Source organism: Streptomyces sp. E-08 (assembly GCF_049913095.1).
Classification (GTDB): Bacteria; Actinomycetota; Actinomycetes; order Streptomycetales; family Streptomycetaceae; genus Streptomyces.
This window is the reverse complement of record NZ_CP183971.1, coordinates 632,480-650,721: the sequence shown is the minus strand read 5'-3', so window position 1 is coordinate 650,721 and position 18,242 is coordinate 632,480. Positions and strand designations below refer to the sequence as shown.

The window sequence follows — 18,242 nt, the reverse complement described above, 5'->3', positions numbered from 1 at the left end:
CGGTCCCCGGTGCCGGCTCGCCCCGAGGGCGAGCGCCGCCGCCGAGGGGAGTGCACCCCTCGGCGGCGGTCCTGCCGACTGCCCGATCAGCTCGGCATCGACGCGGCGTACGCCTCGATGGCGTCCCGCTGGTACGCGGCGAGGCCCGGGGCGATCGACTCGTACGCGGCACGCCACTGCTCGTTGTCCACGCAGGAGCGGCCGAAGGCGCGGTACTCCTCGACGGAGACCGTGCGCAACTCCGCGAGGGCCCGGTACTGGCGGTCCGTCTCGGCCCGTACGGGTCCGGCGTCGGCGGGCAGACCGGCGGCCATCAGTTCGGCCAGCCGGACCATCCTCGCCGTGCGCTCGCGCTGCCCGGCCTCGATGTCCTCCGGGGTCATCGCGGCGACCCGGCGGGCGACCGCCTCGGCGTGCTCGGGGAAGTCGCGCAGGCTCTCCTCGTACTGAGCGGGCCGGACGCCTTCGAACAGGTTCTCGGGTCGGTTGATCGCGGTCATGGAGGTGCCGTCCTTCCTGGACTGTTCCAGTTCGCCGATCGTGCGGGAGACCGTGCCGGCCAGGGCGTCGAGCCGGTCCCGTTCGGCGAGCAGCCTCCGGTGGTGGCCGCGCAGGGCCTCCACCTCGTCGACCTGCTCGGACAGGATCCGCCCGATCTCGGGCAGTCCCACGCCCAGCGCCCGCAGGACGAGGATCTGCTGCAGCCGCAGGAGCTGGTGCTCCCCGTAGCGACGGTGGCCACCGGCGCCGATCCGGGCCGGCGGGAGCAGACCGATCTCGTCGTAGTGCCGCAGGGTCCGGGCGGTCACGCCCGACATCCGGGCGACCTCCGCGATCGGCCAGTCCATCGCCGCCTCCCACACGAGTGCGTTACGTGGCCGGTCTCTCCGGCCCTGGTCAGGACGGTAGAAGCTGCCGCAACGGTAACTTCAACCCCGGGATAGGGCCTTCGTCGAACCACGTTTCCCTCGCGCCGGAGAAAACCCCTGCGGGAGCGCTCCCAGAGTGGCAGGGTGCACCGGGTGACGACCGAACTCGACTCCGACCCCGGACCCGAATCCGAGCCCGAACCCGGCCTCGAACCCCGACCCGACCCCTTCATCCGCCCCTACCGGCCCTCGGACCGCGCCGCGCTCGGTGACATCTGCGTCAGGACGGCGCACGACGGCGGGGACGCGTCGCTCCTCTACCTCGACCCGGAGCTGCTGCCGACGATCTTCGCCTACCCGTACGCCGAGCTCGAACCGGCCTTCGCCTTCGTCCTGGACGACGGCTCCGGCAGCGCCGTCGGCTACGTCCTGGGCGTTCCGGACACGGCCGCCTTCGCCGGACGGTTCCGCGCCGAGTGGCTGCCAGGGGTGGCGGACCGCTTCCCGGCCCCCGCCGGCCCGGCCCGTACACCGGCCGACGAGATGACCGGACTGCTGTACGCGCCTGAGCGCATGGTCCGCGACGAGCTGGCCGGATTCCCCGCGCACCTCCACATCGACCTGCTGCCCGCCTGGCAGGGCCGGGGGTTCGGCCGTGCCCTCGTGACGACCCTCCTGGAGGCCCTGCTGCGGCACGGCGTCCCGGCCGTACACCTCTGCATGGCGCGGGCGAACACCCCCGCCCGGGCGTTCTACGACCGCCTCGGTTTCCGGCTGCTGACGGTCGACGACCCCGGCCCCGTCTGGTACCTGGGGAGGCCCACGACGCCATGACGGAGAGGGGCCGGGAAGATGCCGGAAAAAGTTCTGCCGGTGATGTCGAGAAGCCGTGGCCTGCTCCGTCCCCGGTGTGAGAGCGACCAGAATGGGTCGCACCAGCACCGAGGAGAAGACCATGGCGAAGTACCTGCTGCTGAAGCACTACCGCGGCGCCCCGGCACCGGCGAACGACGTTCCGATGGCCGAGTGGACGCCGGAGGAGATCGCGGCGCACGTGCGGTACATGAACGACTTCGCGGCCCGGCTGGAGAAGACCGGTGAGTTCGTCGACGGCCAGGCCCTCGCCCCCGAGGGGACGTGGGTCCGCTACGACGGGGAGGGCCGCCCGCCGGTCACCGACGGACCGTTCGCCGAGACCAAGGACCTCATCGCCGGCTGGATGGTGATCGACGTCGACGGCTACGAGCGCGCCGTCGAACTGGCCGGGGAACTCTCGGCCGCGCCCGGGGCGGGCGGGAAGCCGATCCACGAGTGGCTGGAGCTGCGCCCGTTCCTGGGCGCGCACCCCACCGTGGCGGAGTGACCGTCCCCGTGGACGAGGCCCTGCTCCGGAGCCTCACCCCGGGTGTGCTCGCCGTCCTCGTCCGCCGCGGAGCCGACTTCGCGGCGGCCGAGGACGCCGTCCAGGACGCCCTGGTGGAGGCGGTCCGCGTCTGGCCGGACGATCCTCCCCGGGACGCGAAGGGCTGGCTGGTCACGGTGGCCTGGCGCAAGTTCCTGGACGCGACCCGGGCCGACACCGCCCGGCGCCGCCGCGAGGACCTGGTCGACGAGGAACCGGCGCCCGGGCCCGCGTCCGGGGTCGACGACACGCTCCAGCTGTACTTCCTCTGCGCCCACCCCTCGCTGACGCCGTCGTCGGCCGTCGCGCTCACCCTGCGCGCGGTCGGCGGGCTGACCACCCGCCAGATCGCCCAGGCCTATCTGGTGCCCGAGGCGACCATGGCGCAGCGCATCAGCCGGGCCAAGAGGACCGTCTCCGCTGTGCGCCTCGACCGGCCCGGTGACGTCGCCACCGTGCTGCGCGTCCTCTACCTGGTCTTCAACGAGGGCTACTCCGGCGACGTCGACCTCGCCGCCGAGGCCATCCGGCTCACCCGGCAGCTCGCGGCCGCGATCGACCACCCGGAGGTCGCGGGGCTCCTCGCCCTGATGCTGCTCCACCACGCGCGGCGTGCCGCCCGGACCGCACCCGACGGCAGCCTGGTGCCGCTCGCCGAGCAGGACCGCGGGCGCTGGGACACCGGGGCGATCGCCGAGGGCGTCGAGATCCTGCAGGCGGCCCTGGCCCGCGACCGCCTCGGCGAGTTCCAGGCGCAGGCCGCCGTCGCGGCGCTCCACGCCGACGCGCCCACGGCCGGGGAGACCGACTGGGTGCAGATCGTCGAGTGGTACGACGAGCTCACGCGCCTGACGGACAGTCCGGTCGTCCGCCTCAACCGCGCGGTCGCGGTCGGCGAGGCCGACGGGCCGCGCGCCGGTCTGGCGGCGCTCGCGGAGCTGGACGGCTCCCTGCCCCGGTACACGGCCGTCGCGGCGTACCTCCACGAACGCGCCGGCGATCTCACGACGGCGGCGCACCTGTACGCCGAGGCGGCGACGAAGGCGACGGACATCCCGGAACGCGACCACCTGACCCGTCAGGCCGCCCGCCTCAACACCCTGCTCCGCACCCGGCTGGACGCGCGGTTCGACGACCGCGCCTGAGCCGCGCCCGTGAACGTGCCCATTTCACGGAGGAGTTCGCCGCGCGGCGTGTGCGACGTGGAGGGAATGAGGAGGGCTCTTTAAGAAACCTTGTTGAACAACCTCTTACCCCTGGTTCGCACTTGATTTGCTCCTGCCAATCCGCACAGGGTTCTCTCGAACGTTTGACGCCCCACACGTCAACACGAGGAGAGATCCCTTTTCATGGCAACTCACAAGCGATCCCGCGGACTTCGCAATGCGGCCATAGCCACTGGTGTGGCGGGCGCCGCAGCAGCAGCACTGCTCGCGGGCAATCTCGCCGGGGCGACCACCCCGGCCGAGGGAACCGTGCACGGACTCGGCGCCCCCGGCGCCGTCGACGGCAGCTTCGTCGTCATCCTCGACGCATCCGCGAACAAGGCGGAGCTCGCGAAGAAGTACGGCGGCACCCTCCAGCGCTCCTACGGCTCGAAGGTCAACGGCTTCTCGGCATCGGGTCTGACCGTCCAGGAGGCCAAGCGGCTCGCCGCCGACCCCGCCGTCGACACGGTCGTCCAGAACAAGCGCTTCAGCATCGACGAGACCCAGGAGAAGCCCCCGTCCTGGGGCCTGGACCGCATCGACCAGGCCGAGACGGCCGGCGACGACAAGTACACCTATCCCGACGCCGGAGGAGAGGGCGTCACCGCGTACGTCATCGACACCGGCGTACGGATCACCCACCAGGACTTCGGCGGCCGGGCCGCCCACGGCTTCGACGCCGTGGACAACGACGACACGGCCGACGACGGCAACGGCCACGGCACGCACGTGGCGGGCACCATCGCCGGCACCTCCCACGGTGTCGCCAAGAAGGCCAGGATCGTCGCCGTGCGGGTGCTCGACGACAACGGGTCCGGCACCACCGAGCAGGTCGTGGCGGGCATCGACTGGGTGACCAAGAACCACTCCGGCCCCTCCGTCGCGAACATGAGCCTCGGTGGCGGCGCCGACGAGGCGCTCGACGCGGCGGTCCAGCGCGCCATCGCCTCCGGCGTGACCTTCGCGGTCGCCGCCGGCAACGAGTCCTCCGACGCGGGCCAGGGCTCGCCGTCCCGCGTGCCCGAGGCCCTCACGGTGGCGTCCAGCACCAAGGATGACGAGCAGTCGGACTTCTCCAACTTCGGTGCGGTGGTGGACCTCTACGCCCCGGGCTCGGAGATCACGTCGGACTGGAACGACAGCGACACCGGCGTCAAGACGATCTCGGGGACCTCCATGGCCACGCCCCACGTGACCGGAGCCGCGGCCCTCTACCTGGCGGCCCACCCGTCCGCGACGCCCGCCGAGACGGCGGCCGCGCTGACCGGGACGGCCACCCCGGACGCCATCAAGAACGCCACCTCCGGCACGGCGAACAAGCTGCTGAAGGTGACGCAGTAACCCCATCGCGCACCGGACGGCCCTCCACCTCGGTGGGGGGCCGTCCCCCTGTCCGGCACGAGGCAGCGCCCACCCCCTTCCGCCGGGAACCGGCCGTGGCGAGAATCTGTCCCTGTGGGGGAAGGCTGCCGCGGCGCCGAGGGGGGAACGGGGATGAATGCATGGGTCGTCCCGGGATACACGGAATCCCGGGAACTGGGTGCGGGCGGCAGCGGACGCGTGGCACTGGCCACCCACGACGCGACCGGCATCCCCGTGGCCGTGAAGTACCTGAGCGAGCGGCTCCGCTCGGACGAGACGTTCGTCCGGAGATTCCGTGCCGAGGCCCGGCTCCTCGGCGCGCTCGACACGCCGCACGTCGTGGGACTCCACGAGTACGTCGAGTCCCCCCGGGGCGCGGCCATCGTCATGGAGCTCGTGGACGGCGTCGCCCTGCGCGCCCTCCTCGCCCGGGAGGGCGCCACCGGCCCCGAGGCCGCCCTCGCGGTCCTCAAGGGCTCCCTCCTCGGCCTGGCCGCCGCCCACCGGGCCGGTGTCGTCCACCGCGACTACAAGCCCGAGAACGTCCTCGTCGCCGCCGACGGGTCCTCCAAACTGGTCGACTTCGGGATCGCGGCCGGACGGGACAGCCGCCCCGGCATCGCCGGTACGCCCGCCTACATGGCGCCCGAGCAGTGGAACGGCGCTCCCGCCTCACCCGCGGCCGACGTCTACGCGGCGACCGCCACGTTCTTCGAGTGCCTGACGGGCCGCAAGCCCTTCGCGGGCGACAACTTCGCCGAACTCGCCCTCCAGCACCTGGAGGCGCCCGTGCCCGACGGAGAGGCGCCGGAACCGCTGCGCCCGCTCATCCGGCGCGGCCTCGCCAAGGCCCCGGGCGAACGGCCGGAGAACGCCGAGGTGTTCGTCGGAGAACTGGAGTCGGCCGCCACGGCCGCGTACGGACCGGACTGGGAGGAACGGGGACGTGGCCGCCTCGCCGCCCTGGCGGCGCTCCTCCCCCTGCTCTTCCCCTCCTCCGGCGGCACCGCCCAGGGCACGACCGCGCTCGCCACGACGACCCTGCCCCGGCCGCCGGGACGGCGCCTGCGCCGCAGGCTCCCCCAGGGGGTGCCCGCGGGCGCCGCCGCGCTCCTCCTGGCGCTGCTGCTCGCGCTCGCCGCACGGGCCGGGGGAGCGGAGCCGGACGGGGACGAGGCCGCGCAGGCCTTCGCGACGACGAACACGACACGGAGCCCGAGCCCACCGCCCCCGACGCACACACCACCCCCGACCTCGGCCCCCACCCCGACGCCCGACGAGCCGACCACCTCACCGGCCACGCCCGAGACGTCCCCCGCGACCCCGACGACACCGACGTCCGCACCCACCACGACGGAGCCGACGCTCCCGCCCACCACAGCGCCCACCACCGCACCCACGTCGGCACCCACGACGCCACCCACCACCGCCCCACCGACGACGACACCACCCCCGACGCGGCCACCCGTCGCCGTAGCGTCGGTGTCGGTCACGAGCCTGCGCCAGACCGCGCCGACGACCGCCGAGGCCACCGTCGAGATCACGACGGACGGAACGGGCCCGGTGGCGCTCCTCGTCGAGTGGTTCACCGGCGACGAGAAGGGCTCGCCGGGCGCGCCGGACGGATCGGAGACCGTCCGGCGCGAAGGAGCGGACCGGTACACGCTCACGCTCACGCACCCGGTCCAGGGCGGCGGCTGCTACTGGGGAGTGCGCGCGACCACGGACCCGGCCGCCCCGAACGGCGGCTCCCTGCAGCAGATCTTCATCAGGCGGTGTGTGATCACATGAACGACGACGCCTACAGCGCCACCGAACTGGGCAGCCACTGGTTCGAGGGGCCGGCGCCGGACCCGACGCCCGACCGCGTGGAGGGCGACGTGCTGCGCTTCGGCCCGGGGGTGACCGCGGCCGCGGTACGACGCGCCGAGAACACCCCCACGGCGGCCCAGATCTGGCACGGCACCCTGCCCGGCACCCCACCGGCCCGCCCGCCCCGGTCGCGGTGGCCCCTCCGGTACGGCCCCGCGGTCGTGATCCTCCTCGTCGCCCTGGCCCTCCTCGCCTGGCGCGAGTACGGCCCCCGGGTCTCGGTGCGGGACGTCACGGTCACCGCCCCCGAAGGACGGCTCGGCTGCGACGGCACGGCGAACGTCCTGGCCGTCGTGCGCACCGACGGCCGCCCCGGCACCCTCACGTACCACTGGGAACGCAGCGACGGCACCCGGTCGGCCCCGCTGCGCGAGACGGTGCCCCGCGGCCGGAAGGAGGCCCGGCTCCACCTCCTGTGGACCTTCGAGGGCCGGGGCACCCATCACGCGACGGCCCGCCTGGTGATCACGTCCCCCGCACCGCGCACGGCCGAGGACACCTTCACGTACCGCTGCGACTGACCCCGCCCGCCGCCTCGGTCACCCCGTCCCGGCGGGTCGGGCGCCAGCGAGGCGTTCGCCACGGCCGCCCGGTAGGAGTCGCGCCGGCCCGGCTCGCTGTCGTAGTCCGAGCCGGGCAGCAGGCAGGCCGTCGGGCAGGTGCGTCAGCGGGCCGAACGAGTCGGTGTGCGACCCCTCGGCCCAGCAGTTGGCGCCCGCGCTGATCCCGCACAGCAGCGTCCCCCGGTCGTAGGCCTCGCGCAGCAGGCGGTCCACTCCATGGGCCCGCCACACCGCGAGCAGGTTCGCGGTGTCTCCTCCTCGTACGACTCCGACACCGAACGACGGGCTGGTCCTTCGCCGGACGGGACCGTCACGGAAAGAGCGCCGCCCGCACGGCGATCCGCTCCATCAGGCTCTCCGGCAGCGCCGGGTTCTCCGCGGCCGCGCGGGCGAGTTCCCTGTCCGGGCCTGCGAGCAGCGACTCCAGGACCCGCACCGGCAGAGCCGGATGGGCGGCCGCGTGCCACCGCACGTCCGGGGCGTCCGCCGCCAGGCACAGCAGGAGCGTCTCGGAGCGGGTGGCCGGGTGGCGGGCGACCTCGCGCAGGACGCGACGCCCGACGCCGGGATCGGACGCCACCCGGTGCAGAAGGGCGGCGGGGCAGCCGGGGTGGCGGGCGGCGGCCCCGAAGACGGGCGGCCCGTGCCGCTCCACCAGTGCGGCGAGCTGCTCGGGGGCCAGATCCGGACGGTCGGCGATCCGCCGGGCCACCCCGGGGTCCGGGTCCGCGAGGAGCCGTTCGACGAGGGCGGACGGCAGCAGGGTGCGTCCGGCGACGAGCGCTCTGACCTGTGCCACGCGACTCCCGGCCAGGTCGTGGAGCTCGGCCTCCGTGGCGGACTCGACCCGGGGCGCGGCGTCGTCGGGCAGCCGGTGGTGGGCGGCGACCGTGACGAGCAGGTCGAGTGGGACGGCCGGGTTCTCGACGACGGCCCGCCGGACCTCCGGATCGGGGTCGGACGCGAGCGTACGCAGAAGGGGTTCGGGGACGGCGGGGTTGGCGGCGATCACGGCGCGGACGTCTGCGGCGGGGTGTTCGGCGAGGCGCTCCAGGAATCCCGCCGGCAGGTCGGTGCGGGCCGCGAACGTCGTGACCGTCCCGCACTCGGGCGCGTCCAGGAACGCGGCCAGGCCCGCCGGCGGCACGTCCGGACGGGCGGCCGCCGCCAGACGGACGCGCCGGATACCGGGCGTGTGGTCGGGGCAGGCCTCCTCGCGGCGGTGGCAGGCGCCGCACCGGGTCGGGGCCGGGTCGCCACCGTCGGCGAGGAGAGCGGCGAGCAGAGCGGCCGGTGCGTTCTCGTTCTCGGCGACGGCCGCGCGTACGACGGTGCTGGGGTGGCGGGCGAGTGAGGCGAGCAGCGCGGCCGGGAGCCGTGGGTTCCAGGCGGCGACCGCCACGACCCGGGGGTCCGGGTCATGGGCGAGCGCCTCGGCGACCTCGCGGGGCGCGTCGGGCTCGTAGGCGACCTCCTGCCGTACCTCGGGGTCGGGATCGGTGGCGGCTTCCCACCAGACGGCGAGCGGGGCCACGCCGCCGAGTACGGCGTCGAGCGCGCGGCCGGGATGGTCCTCGGGGACGGCGGACCACGGAACACGCCCGCTCCGCACCAGGGAGGAGGTGAGGGCATGGTCCCCGGCGGCGAGCAGCGCTCCGGTCTGAGGGGCGGTCAGCCGCTCTCGCCCGGCCAGCGCGTCCAGGACGTCCTCGTCGCCGCTCGCCACGAGCCGGGCGAACAGATCGGCGGTCAGAGCCGGATTTCCGGCCAGCCCCGGCAGCACGTCTCGCACACGAACCTCCCCGTCGCACCCCTGTGGGTGCTCCCCGTCGGTCGATGCAACAGCACGAGCGGGCGGTGGGTCCACCTCATATCGTCACACCGTCGGCGTAGGCGTCGGCGTCGGCGTCGGCTTCGGCCTCGGCTTCGGCGTCGGCGCGCCGAGGCCGTTCGTGTGCGCCGGGAGGGAGCGCTCCGCGCACAGGAGGATCGCCGCGCCGGTCAGGACCAGGAGGGCCAGGACCGACCACAGGTGCCATGGGCCCGTGTCCAGGAGGAAGCCCAGGAGCATCGGGGCGATGGTGCGGCAGATCGACCAGGACAGTTGGTACACCGACAGGTAGCGGCCCCTCAGGTGGTCGGGCGCAGCCTGGACGGAGAGGCTCTGCGCGGGGGCGGAGTGGACGAGTTCTCCGGCCGTGTAGAGCGCGGCGACCGCCAGGACGGCGATGAGCGCGTCCGCGCCGTGGACCAGATCCGGGAGGACGGCGAAGGCGGCGAACGAGAGGGCGAAGGTCACCGCGCCCAGGGCGGCCGTACGGGTGCGTCTGGCGCGTGCGGTCAGACGGGCCGCGGGGACGCCGAGTGCGGCGACCAGGACGGTGTTGACCGCGAACACGGCCCCGGCGAGGGCGTCGGGCATGCCGACGTCCCGGGTGAGGAAGACCGGCAGGGCCATGGCCTGGGTGGTGTAGCCGAAGGCGATGAGGAAGTTGGCCGTCGTGAGGAGGAGGTACGGCCGGTCGGCCAGGACGTGCCGGTAACCGCCGCGCGCGTCACGGGGCTTGGCGTCGCCGCGGACCGGGGGGATCCGGGCGACCAGGACGGCGGCGACGGCGAAGACCGCGGCCAGGGCCTCGGCGGCGACGATGAAGCCGGTGGTGCCGTTCCAGGCGAGCATGCCGGCCGCGGCGAGGCTGCCGCAGCCCATCCCGGCGTTGCGGAGGCTGCGGTCCCAGGCCAGGAGCCGGTCGCGTTCGGTGCCTCGGGCGAGGTCGCCGATGAGCGACTGCTGGCTCGGCGACGACGCCCACATCCCCACCGCCACCACGAGCGCGATGGTCAGGAAGGCGGGGTAGGAGTCGGCGAACGGGTAGGCGGCGAAGCCGACCGCACGTAGCGCGAGCACGGCGATGAGGACGCGGCGCCCGCCGAACCGGTCGATGAGGATGCCCGCGACGGGCATGAAGGCCAGGGCGCTGAGCCCGGCGACCGTGAGCCCCGTGCCGATCGAGGTGAGGGACAGGCCGGTGAGTCCGTGGAGGAACAGCATGGTCAGCGGCACGTAGATGCCGTCGCCGATCGAGGTGGCGAGGCTGGAGGCGATGAGGCGGCGGCGCGCGGGAACGCCGGTGGGGGAGGGGGTGTCGGCTCCTGGAGCGGGATCGAGGACGCGGGTATCTTCCACGGAAGATAATTTATCATCCGTGGAAGATAGAGTGAAGAGATGCAGCCCGACGCCATTGCGGCCATCGTCGACCAGTGGAAACGAGAGCGCCCCGACCTGGACGCGTCGCCGATGCTCGTCATCGGCCGGCTCTTCCGGCTCACCCAGGCGCTCGACCGGCGGCTGCGCCCGCCCTTCGCCGCCGCGGGCCTGGGGAGCGGGGACTTCGACCTCCTCGCGGCCCTGAGGAGGGCCGGCGAGCCCTACGCCCTCTCCGCGGGCGAGCTCAGCCGCACCGTGCTCGTCACCACCGGCGCCATCACCAAGCGCGTCGACCGGCTCGAAGCCCGCGGTCTCGTCGCCAGGACCGTCGACGAGGCCGACTCGCGCGGGCGCCTCATCAGCCTCACCCCCGAGGGCGTCGCCCTGACCGACGAGCTCATCGCCGTCCACCTGGACAACCAGCGCCGTCTCCTCGCCGGGCTAGACGTCGAGGAGACGGCGCAACTCGCGGGGCTGCTGCAGCGGTTGGCCTTCACCTCGAAGGCCGAGGAGGACTGATTCCCCGGACTCGCGGAGTCGAGGACTCGCGGGTCCCCGGACCTGCGGACTCGCGGGCCCCCGGACCTGCGGACCCGCGGGCTCCCGGACTCCCGGTTTCCCGGAGACTCAAGGGGCCGGGGTGTCCGCCATGCGGTACCCCACCCCGGTCGTCGTCGTGATGACCGGCGGGCCTCCCAACTTGCGGCGCAGGCGGCCGACCGTGACCGTCACGGTGTTGGTGAACGGATCGGCGTTCTCGTCCCACACCTGCTCGAGGAGCTCCTCCGCGCTCAGGAACCCCGGGCTCGCGCGCAGGAGCGCCTCCAGGACGGCGAACTCCTTGACGGACAGGGCGAGCGGCCGACCGTCCCGGAGAGCCGTGCGGCGCACCGGGTCGAGTTCGACACCGGCGGCACGCAGCGTACGGGCCCGGGCCGACGGCCTGCGGTGCGCCAGGGCCCGTACGCGCAGGACCAGTTCGGGGAAGTGGAAGGGCTTGGCGAGGTAGTCGTCGGCCCCGAGGGTGAGTCCGCTCACCCGGTCGCCCGGCGCTCCTGCCGCGGTCAGCATCAGGACCATCGGACGGTCGTCCCGCCCGGTGATCATCTGACAGAGCACGTCCCCGTGGATACCGGGCAGGTCCCGGTCGAGGAGCACCACGTCGTACGCGTTCAGGTCGAGCTTCGCGGCGGCCTCCAGACCGTCGTGCGCGAGGTCGACGGCCATCCCCTGATCCCGCAGCCCCTCGGCGACGACCTCGGCGAGCGATCGCGCGTCCTCCACGACCAGAACCCTCACACCGGCACCCCCGTCCGCGCCGCGTCGCCTTCCGGGACCGCCGGCGCCAGCGTCACCGCCACGCGCAGGCCACCCTCCAAACGCGCCCGCAGGACGAGCCGACCCCCGTGCGCGGCGACGATCGCGGAGACGATCGACAGGCCCAGGCCCGAACTCCCCTCCGGCCCCGTACGGGCGGTGCCGAGCCGCTCGAACGGCTGCCCGAGCCGGTCCACCCGGCTCTGCTCCAGCACGTCCCCGCCGGTCTCGACGACCAGGCGCGTGCCGGAACCGTCGCCGTCCGCGGTGATCCGGATCCAGCCGTTCCCGTGGTTGTGCGTGATCGCGTTGTCGACGACGTTCCGCACCATCCGGGACAGCAGCACCGCACTGCCCCGTGTCCAGGCCGCCGTCCCCACCTGGGCGTCCAGGGCCAGGGACTTCGCGGCGATGTCGGGAGCCCGGTCGTCCAGCGCCTCCCGGGCGAGCTCGGCCAGCGACACGAGGGTCCGGTCGGAGAAGACGCCGTGCTGCGCGCGGGCGAGGAGGAGGAAGCCTTCGAGCAGGTGGTCCACGCGGTCCAGCTCGGTCCTCACCCGCCCGGCGAGCGCGAGGGTCTGCGCCGCGGGCTCCGGTTTGGCGACGGCCACGTCCAGCGACGCCCGGATCGTCGCCAGCGGCGTACGGAGTTCGTGCGAGGCGTTGCCCACGAAGCGGCGCTGCGCGGCGAACGAGGCTTCGAGCCGTTCGAGGAGGTCGTCGACGGTGTCGGCGAGTTCCTTCACCTCGTCGGCGGGGCCGGTCACGGCGAGCCGCTCGTGCAGGTTCTCCGCGGAGATCCGCCGCGTCGCCGCGGTGATGAGCCGCAGCGGGCGCAGGACCCGCCGCGCCAGGAGGCGGCCGAGGAGCAGGGAGAGCAGCGCCGTCACCACCAGCGCGACGAGCGAGGCGACGATCCACCGGTGCTGCTCCTGACCCTGCACCTCCGCGAGCCGGTCCCGCAGCTCCCGGATCTGCCGCTGGGCGGCATCGGGTTCGGACGAGCCGCTCGGAGCGGGCGCGGGGACGTTCCCGGGCGCCGGTGCGGACAGCCGGACACCGGACATCACGTAGGTCAGGAAGAGCAGCACGATCCCGGACCCGAGGAACCCCGCGGCGTACAGGAGGGTGAAGCGCCGTACGACGGTTCCGCGCCGCGGCCACCGCGGGGCCCGGTTCCTCGTGCCGCCGGGTTCCGTGGTCGGCGTCCCCGTGGCCCGGTTCCTCGTACCGGCGGGTTCAGTGGTCGGCGTCCCCGTGGCCCCTGGTTCCGTGCTCCGCATCCCCGTGCTCCCCGTTCCCGCGCGTGTCCGGCCGGACCCAGCATGCCCCGCCGCACCTAACAGCGAGGTGACAGCGACGGTTCGGAGCACGTCATGGCGTCATCCGTACAACGGTGGTCATGTCTTCGACCCACGCAGCACTCCACGCGGTCCACCGGGAGTGGACCGCCTTCCGCCGTCCGGGCCGGCTGATCGCCATGGTGGCGGCGACGCTGGCCGTCGTCGTCCTCGGCCTGCTCTACGCCTCCGGCAACCACGCGTCCTGCGAAGGACCGTGCCCCGCCGATCCGGTCGGACCGGACGGCGCCCTCGTCAACGACCAGTTCTCCGTCCTGCACCGGGAGCTCGGCGAGAACGGCAGCATCACCGTCCGGATGACGTCCATGACGGGCACGGTCACCTACCCGCCGCCGCACCACGACCAGATCGTCCCCGGCCTCGTGCCCTGGGCGAAGGCAGGGATCATCATCAAGGACGGGGTCCGCCGGGGATCCTCGTACGCGGCCCTGATGGTCACCGGCGGCCACGGCGTCCGCATGCAGTACGACTACCGCCACGACATCGCCGGAAGCGAGGGCGACGGCGGTGCGGTTTCGGCCCGGGACCCGCGCTGGCTGAGGCTGACCCGGTCGGGCGACACCGTCACCGGCCACGAGTCCGCCGACGGCCGCCGGTGGACGGAGGTCGGCACGGCGCGGCTTCCGGGGCTGCCCGAGATCGTACGGGTCGGCCTGTTCGCCACCTCTCCCGGCGACCTGACACTGCGTCGCGTCGGCCTCGGCGGCGCCACGGAGCAGGTGCGCTGGACCCAGGCGGCCGGCGTCTTCGACCACGTCGGACTCAAGGGCACGCCCGCCGGGGCGGGGTGGCGGAGCGACACCGTGGGGGAGGCGAACCGGACCGACTGGGAGAAGAGCGTTCAGGCATCCGGCGCCGTGGAGAAGAACGGGACGGTCACCGTCACCGGATCCGGCGACATCGGACCCGCGGGCACCGAGGACGGGGCCCGGCCGGTCGAACGCACCCTCGGCGGTCTGGCCCCCGCCCTGCTGATCGTGCTCGCCGTCGCGGTGCGGCTCGCCACCACCGCGTACCGGCGCGAAGGCACCGGCGGCACGCCGGTCACCCGCGTGGAACTCGCCGCGAAGGCCGTCGTCGTCGCAGCCGTCACGTTCGTGACGGGGCTGCTCGCCGTCGGCATCGTGACACCCGTCGGTGCGGCGATCCTGAAGGACAACGGCATCCCCGTCCTCTGGGTGTCCGCGGCCACCGGAGTGCGCATCGTCACGGGCACGGCCGCCGCGCTCGCCCTTGCCGCCGTGCTCGCCCTGGCGCTCGGCGCCCTGCAGCGCCGCGCCAGCGCCGCGATCCCCGTCGCCGTCCTGGCCGTCGCCGTCCCGTACGTGGTGACCTCCTTCCCGCTGCTCCCCGACGGCGTGGCCCAGTGGCTCCTGCGCGTGACCCCGGCCGCGGGCTTCGCCACGCAGCAGTCCGCCGTCGCGTATCCGCAGGTCGTCGCCCACTACGCGCCCTCCACCGGCTACTTCCCCCTTCCCTGGTGGGCCGGAGTCGCCGTACTCGGCGCGTACGCGGCGCTTCTGCTCGGCCTCGCCCTGTGCCGGCTGCCGGGGCCGCGGGGCACAGGGAGCCCGGACCCGCGTTAATCGCTGGTGCGCGGTGCGGCGGGACTTGTACGGTGGCGACGCGACCGCGCCTCCGATGCGCTCGGCTGCGGCTACTTCTTCCGTAAACCAAGTGACGCCGCCGCCCTCTTGGATCTCGGCAGGCGCGGCGCCCCAGCCCCGCCGTCGTCGTGCCCGGGGCCGTCCGATCCTTTGCCTCCAGCCTTTGCATCCAGGGGAATTCACTGCCTCGTCACACCCCGCGCGTCTCCAAGATGTGGTCCGACATGCTCGTGGCCCCCCAGGTCCTCGCGACCGCACGCTCCATGCCCCCGTCGCCCCCACGGCTCCGCCCCGCGCCCGGCATACCGCACCCCCGCACCCACGCGGGCGGTGCGGCCTTCGTCCGGGAGCCCCGCGACGAGCTCTTCCTCCTCGCGGTCGGCAACCTCGTCTCCCAGCAGACCTTCTACGAGAGCGGCCCGGAGCGCGACGCGCGGTACACGCGGCTCGTCGGCGAACTCGCCGTCCAGGACCCCGAGTGGACGGCGAGTCTGCTGCGCTGGCTGCGCGGCGAGGGCAACATGCGCACGGCGTCCCTGACGGGCGCCGCCGCGTTCGTCCGGGCCCGCCTCAAGGCCGGAGCGACCGGGGGCCCCTCCAACCGGTCCGTGATCGACTCCGTGCTCCAGCGCGCCGACGAACCCGGCGAACTGCTCGCCCGCTGGATCTCGGCGTACGGGCGGAACGTGCCGGCGCCCGTGAAGCGGGGCATCGCCGACGGGGTACGGAGGCTGTACACGTCCCGCTCCCTGCTCAAGTACGACACCCCCTCCAAGCCCTTCCGCTTCGGCGACGTGCTCAACCTGGTGCACGCCACCCCCGACCCGGACAAGCCCTGGCAGGGGCCGCTCTTCCGGTACGCCCTGGACCGCCGCCACCACCCGGAGCGGGCAGTCCCTCCGGCCACCGACCGGCTGCTGACGGCCCACCGGGCGCTCATGGAGACGGCGGCGGACGAGCGGCGGGCGCTGGTGACCGGGCCGGGCGGCGCCGAACGCCTCGCCGCGGCGGGCATGACGTGGGAGGCCCTGGCGGGCTGGCTCCACGGACCGATGGACGCCGCCGCCTGGGAGGCCGTGATCCCCACGATGGGGTCGATGGCCCTCCTGAGGAACCTGCGGAACTTCGACGAGGCGGGGGTCTCGGACGAGGTCGCGGCCCGGGTCGCCGACCGGCTCTCGGACGCCGCCGAGGTCGCCGGGGCCCGGCAGTTCCCCTTCCGCTACCTGGCGGCGCACCAGCACGCGCCGTCGCCGCGCTGGGAGACCCCGCTGGAACGGGCACTGGGCCACTCCCTGGCCAACGTCCCGGCCCTGCCCGGGCGGACCCTGATCCTGGTGGACCGGTCCGACTCCATGTTCTGGGACAAGGTCTCGGAACGCTCCGAGCTGACCCGGGCGGACGCGGCGGCCCTGTTCGGCACCGCACTGGCCATGCGCGCGGAGCAGGCGGATCTGGTGGAGTTCGGCTGGGGGAGCGCGGCGGTGCCGTTCGCGCGGGACGAGCCGGTGCCGGCGGTGCTGAAACGCTTCCGCAGCATGGGAGGCACGTACACCGCGAAGGCGGTGCGCAAGCACTACCAGGACCACGACCGCGTCCTGATCGTCACCGACGAACAGACCGCCCCGTACCACCGGTCCGGAGCGACGGACCCGGTCCCCGCCACCGTCCCGGTCTACACGTGGAACCTGACGGGATACCACCCCGCCCACAGCCCCCAAGGCCCCCACCGCCACACCTTCGGAGGCCTCACGGACGCGGCGTTCCGCATGGTCGGACTCATCGAGTCGGGCCGGACGGCGACGTGGCCGTGGACACCGGAGCCGGTTGCGTGAACACCCGGCCCTCCGCCCCGGGCCACCCGAGAGCCCCTCCGCATCGGCAGGGGACGTCAGGAGCCGTCGGTACGGGTGAACGTGCCCAGGCCCTCCGTGTTCAGGTACTCCACCGTGAACGACTTCCCGTCCGGCGTGAACGTGACCCCGGTGAGGCCCACGGCGTTCTCGCCCGTCGTCGGGAAGCTGAACGTGTCGCCGTCGTAGTGCGTGAGCCGGTACGACTGGGGCTTCGGGCCCAGTTGGAGCGTCAGGGTGCCGTTCGGGCCGGCGACGACCTTCGCGCGCCCGTAGTACGCGCTCTCGTACGTGCCCGCGTACGTGTCGGCCGCCTGTGCGGGCGTCGCGCCGGACGGCGGGTGGGCGTAGTCCGTCTTCGACCGGCCCTCGTCCGCCTGCTGCTGGTACAGCGCGTCCACGAGGGGAATCCAGTCGCGGCTGATCTTTCCGGTCTGCGCGATGTCGAAGAAGTCGAGGGCGACGGCGTCGGCGACGCCGACCGGTGCGGTGTTGGTCAGGACGACGATGCCGAGCTGCTCGCCGGGCAGCATCGTCACGTTCGTGTGCGCGCCCTCCGCGAACGCCCCCGTGTGCGAGAGCCTCAGCCGGCCCTCGTCGTCGTAACTCACGTTCCAGCCGAGGCCGTAGAAGCCGGTCCGCCCGGCCGGGGCGTGGGGCGGACTCGCGACCGACTCGGGCCAGTGGGTGCGCTCCAGGGCGTCGGCGGCCACGATCTGCCGTCCGTCGAGCTTGCCGTCGCCGAGTTGCAGCTTCAGCCACGTCGCCATGTCACGGGCGCTGGAGCTGACGCCCCCGGCAGGGGACTGGGCGTCCGGGTCCCGGACGAACTCCGCCTTCCAGGAGCCGTCGACCTTGACGTGCCCCCAGGCCCGGTCGGAGGCCTTGGCGTAGTCCTCGAAGCGCGAACTGGTGGAGTTCATGCCCGCCGGCCGGTACAGCGTGTCGGCGGCGAGTTTCTCCCAGGGCACGCCCTTCTCGTCGGCGACCGCCTGGGCGGCGGCCGTGAGACCGAAGTTGGTGTACGCGTAGCTCGCACGGAACGGGGCGAGGGGCTCGTACCGCAGGTGCGACAGGATGTACGCGCGGTCGTAGCCGAGGTCCTCCAGCAGGTCCCCCGCGTGGTCGGGCAGGCCGCTGCGGTGCGAGAACAGGTCGGCGACCGTCACATGGGACGTGACCCACAGATCTTTGAGGGCGAAGTCCGGCACGTTCGGGGCGACCGGCCGGGTCCAGCCCTCCGTGCCGACGGCTCCGGCGACGACGGTGGAGGCGATCGGCTTCGACACGGACGCGAGCTGGAAGACCGTGTCGGCGTCGACGGAGGCGCTCTCGCCCGCCTTCCGTACGCCGTACCCCTTGAGGTGGATCACCTTGCCGTCGTGCACGACGGCGACCGCCACGCCCGGCACCCCGGTGCGTCTCATCGCCTGCTCGACCACACCGTCGAGCTGGTCGACGGCGCGCTGCACGTCCGCGTCGTCGAGCTGGGGCGGCGGCTGGGCGGGAGGCGGCGAGGGTCCGGGTGCCGCGGCGCCGATCAGCGCCGCCAGTCCTGCGGCGGCAAGCCATCGCACAGTGCTCACCCCTCCATTCAACGGCCTGCGCCGAAGCCTGTCG

Annotated in this window: 15 protein-coding genes and 1 pseudogene; 9 read left to right on the top strand and 7 right to left on the bottom strand. The window is 73.7% G+C overall.

Going from position 1 to position 18,242, the window contains the following annotated elements; genetic code table 11:
• Positions 1-86: 86 nt before the first annotated feature.
• Positions 87-848 carry a MerR family transcriptional regulator gene (locus ACN9MM_RS03255; RefSeq protein ID WP_426362182.1) on the bottom strand — a complete coding sequence of 254 codons (762 nt, stop codon included), beginning with the start codon at positions 846-848 and terminating at the stop codon, positions 87-89.
• 252 nt (positions 849-1,100) lie between these two features.
• Between ACN9MM_RS03255 and ACN9MM_RS03250 the strand changes: the two genes are divergently transcribed.
• The 6 genes from ACN9MM_RS03250 (at position 1,101) to ACN9MM_RS03225 (ending at position 7,234) form a co-directional block, all read left to right on the top strand.
• Complete coding sequence (locus ACN9MM_RS03250; protein ID WP_426368657.1) at positions 1,101-1,703, top strand: GNAT family N-acetyltransferase; 603 nt, start codon at positions 1,101-1,103, stop codon at positions 1,701-1,703.
• Between the two features lie 121 nt (positions 1,704-1,824).
• Positions 1,825-2,232, top strand: a complete 408-nt coding sequence (locus ACN9MM_RS03245; RefSeq protein ID WP_426368656.1) for a YciI family protein — start codon at positions 1,825-1,827, stop codon at positions 2,230-2,232.
• A gap of 8 nt (positions 2,233-2,240) precedes the next feature.
• The gene (locus ACN9MM_RS03240; RefSeq protein WP_426368655.1) at positions 2,241-3,416 is read left to right on the top strand and encodes an RNA polymerase sigma factor; all 1,176 of its coding nucleotides are present in this window, start codon (positions 2,241-2,243) and stop codon (positions 3,414-3,416) included.
• A gap of 204 nt (positions 3,417-3,620) precedes the next feature.
• Positions 3,621-4,820, top strand: a complete 1,200-nt coding sequence (locus tag ACN9MM_RS03235) for a S8 family serine peptidase (protein ID WP_426362181.1) — start codon at positions 3,621-3,623, stop codon at positions 4,818-4,820.
• Positions 4,821-4,973: 153 nt separating this feature from the next.
• Positions 4,974-6,632 (top strand): serine/threonine-protein kinase, encoded by a 1,659-nt coding sequence (locus ACN9MM_RS03230; RefSeq protein ID WP_426362180.1) that lies wholly within the window; start codon positions 4,974-4,976, stop codon positions 6,630-6,632.
• The gene (locus tag ACN9MM_RS03225) at positions 6,629-7,234 is read left to right on the top strand and encodes a hypothetical protein (protein ID WP_426362179.1); all 606 of its coding nucleotides are present in this window, start codon (positions 6,629-6,631) and stop codon (positions 7,232-7,234) included. Before ACN9MM_RS03230 ends, ACN9MM_RS03225 begins: the two co-directional genes overlap by 4 nt.
• A gap of 44 nt (positions 7,235-7,278) precedes the next feature.
• Here ACN9MM_RS03225 and ACN9MM_RS03220 read toward each other — a convergent pair.
• The 3 genes and pseudogenes from ACN9MM_RS03220 to ACN9MM_RS03210 form a co-directional block, all read right to left on the bottom strand.
• Positions 7,279-7,540: pseudogene (locus ACN9MM_RS03220) on the bottom strand (Type 1 glutamine amidotransferase-like domain-containing protein); the annotation flags it as partial.
• 46 nt (positions 7,541-7,586) lie between these two features.
• The gene (locus ACN9MM_RS03215; protein ID WP_426362178.1) at positions 7,587-9,068 is read right to left on the bottom strand and encodes a hypothetical protein; all 1,482 of its coding nucleotides are present in this window, start codon (positions 9,066-9,068) and stop codon (positions 7,587-7,589) included.
• Positions 9,069-9,152: 84 nt separating this feature from the next.
• Positions 9,153-10,463 (bottom strand): MFS transporter, encoded by a 1,311-nt coding sequence (locus ACN9MM_RS03210; RefSeq protein WP_426362177.1) that lies wholly within the window; start codon positions 10,461-10,463, stop codon positions 9,153-9,155.
• Between the two features lie 39 nt (positions 10,464-10,502).
• Between ACN9MM_RS03210 and ACN9MM_RS03205 the strand changes: the two genes are divergently transcribed.
• Entirely contained in the window at positions 10,503-11,003 is a 501-nt protein-coding gene (locus ACN9MM_RS03205; protein WP_426362176.1) for a MarR family winged helix-turn-helix transcriptional regulator, read from the top strand.
• A 108-nt stretch (positions 11,004-11,111) separates the two neighbouring features.
• Here ACN9MM_RS03205 and ACN9MM_RS03200 read toward each other — a convergent pair whose 3' ends face one another.
• Both ACN9MM_RS03200 and ACN9MM_RS03195 read right to left on the bottom strand, forming a co-directional pair.
• Positions 11,112-11,783, bottom strand: a complete 672-nt coding sequence (locus tag ACN9MM_RS03200; RefSeq protein WP_426362175.1) for a response regulator transcription factor — start codon at positions 11,781-11,783, stop codon at positions 11,112-11,114.
• Positions 11,780-12,892 (bottom strand): sensor histidine kinase, encoded by a 1,113-nt coding sequence (locus ACN9MM_RS03195; RefSeq protein ID WP_426362174.1) that lies wholly within the window; start codon positions 12,890-12,892, stop codon positions 11,780-11,782. The genes ACN9MM_RS03200 and ACN9MM_RS03195 overlap by 4 nt, the downstream gene beginning before the upstream one ends.
• A 311-nt stretch (positions 12,893-13,203) precedes the next feature.
• Between ACN9MM_RS03195 and ACN9MM_RS03190 the strand changes: the two genes are divergently transcribed.
• Both ACN9MM_RS03190 and ACN9MM_RS03185 read left to right on the top strand, forming a co-directional pair.
• A complete protein-coding gene (locus ACN9MM_RS03190) occupies positions 13,204-14,748 on the top strand; it encodes a hypothetical protein (RefSeq protein WP_426362173.1) in 1,545 nt (514 codons plus the stop codon).
• Positions 14,749-15,032: 284 nt separating this feature from the next.
• Positions 15,033-16,604 (top strand): TROVE domain-containing protein, encoded by a 1,572-nt coding sequence (locus ACN9MM_RS03185; RefSeq protein WP_426368654.1) that lies wholly within the window; start codon positions 15,033-15,035, stop codon positions 16,602-16,604.
• A 56-nt stretch (positions 16,605-16,660) separates the two neighbouring features.
• Here the strand turns inward: ACN9MM_RS03185 and ACN9MM_RS03180 are convergent, their stop codons facing one another.
• Entirely contained in the window at positions 16,661-18,208 is a 1,548-nt protein-coding gene (locus ACN9MM_RS03180) for a serine hydrolase (RefSeq protein ID WP_426362172.1), read from the bottom strand.
• Positions 18,209-18,242 lie beyond the last annotated feature (34 nt).

Coding starts and splice junctions, on each gene's coding strand:
- ACN9MM_RS03255 (WP_426362182.1), bottom strand. CDS start 848: ATGGACTGGCCGATCGCGGAGGTCGCCCGGATGTCGGGCGTGACCGCC.
- ACN9MM_RS03245 (WP_426368656.1), top strand. CDS start 1,825: ATGGCGAAGTACCTGCTGCTGAAGCACTACCGCGGCGCCCCGGCACCG.
- ACN9MM_RS03235 (WP_426362181.1), top strand. CDS start 3,621: ATGGCAACTCACAAGCGATCCCGCGGACTTCGCAATGCGGCCATAGCC.
- ACN9MM_RS03230 (WP_426362180.1), top strand. CDS start 4,974: ATGAATGCATGGGTCGTCCCGGGATACACGGAATCCCGGGAACTGGGT.
- ACN9MM_RS03225 (WP_426362179.1), top strand. CDS start 6,629: ATGAACGACGACGCCTACAGCGCCACCGAACTGGGCAGCCACTGGTTC.
- ACN9MM_RS03205 (WP_426362176.1), top strand. CDS start 10,503: ATGCAGCCCGACGCCATTGCGGCCATCGTCGACCAGTGGAAACGAGAG.
- ACN9MM_RS03190 (WP_426362173.1), top strand. CDS start 13,204: ATGTCTTCGACCCACGCAGCACTCCACGCGGTCCACCGGGAGTGGACC.
- ACN9MM_RS03185 (WP_426368654.1), top strand. CDS start 15,033: ATGCCCCCGTCGCCCCCACGGCTCCGCCCCGCGCCCGGCATACCGCAC.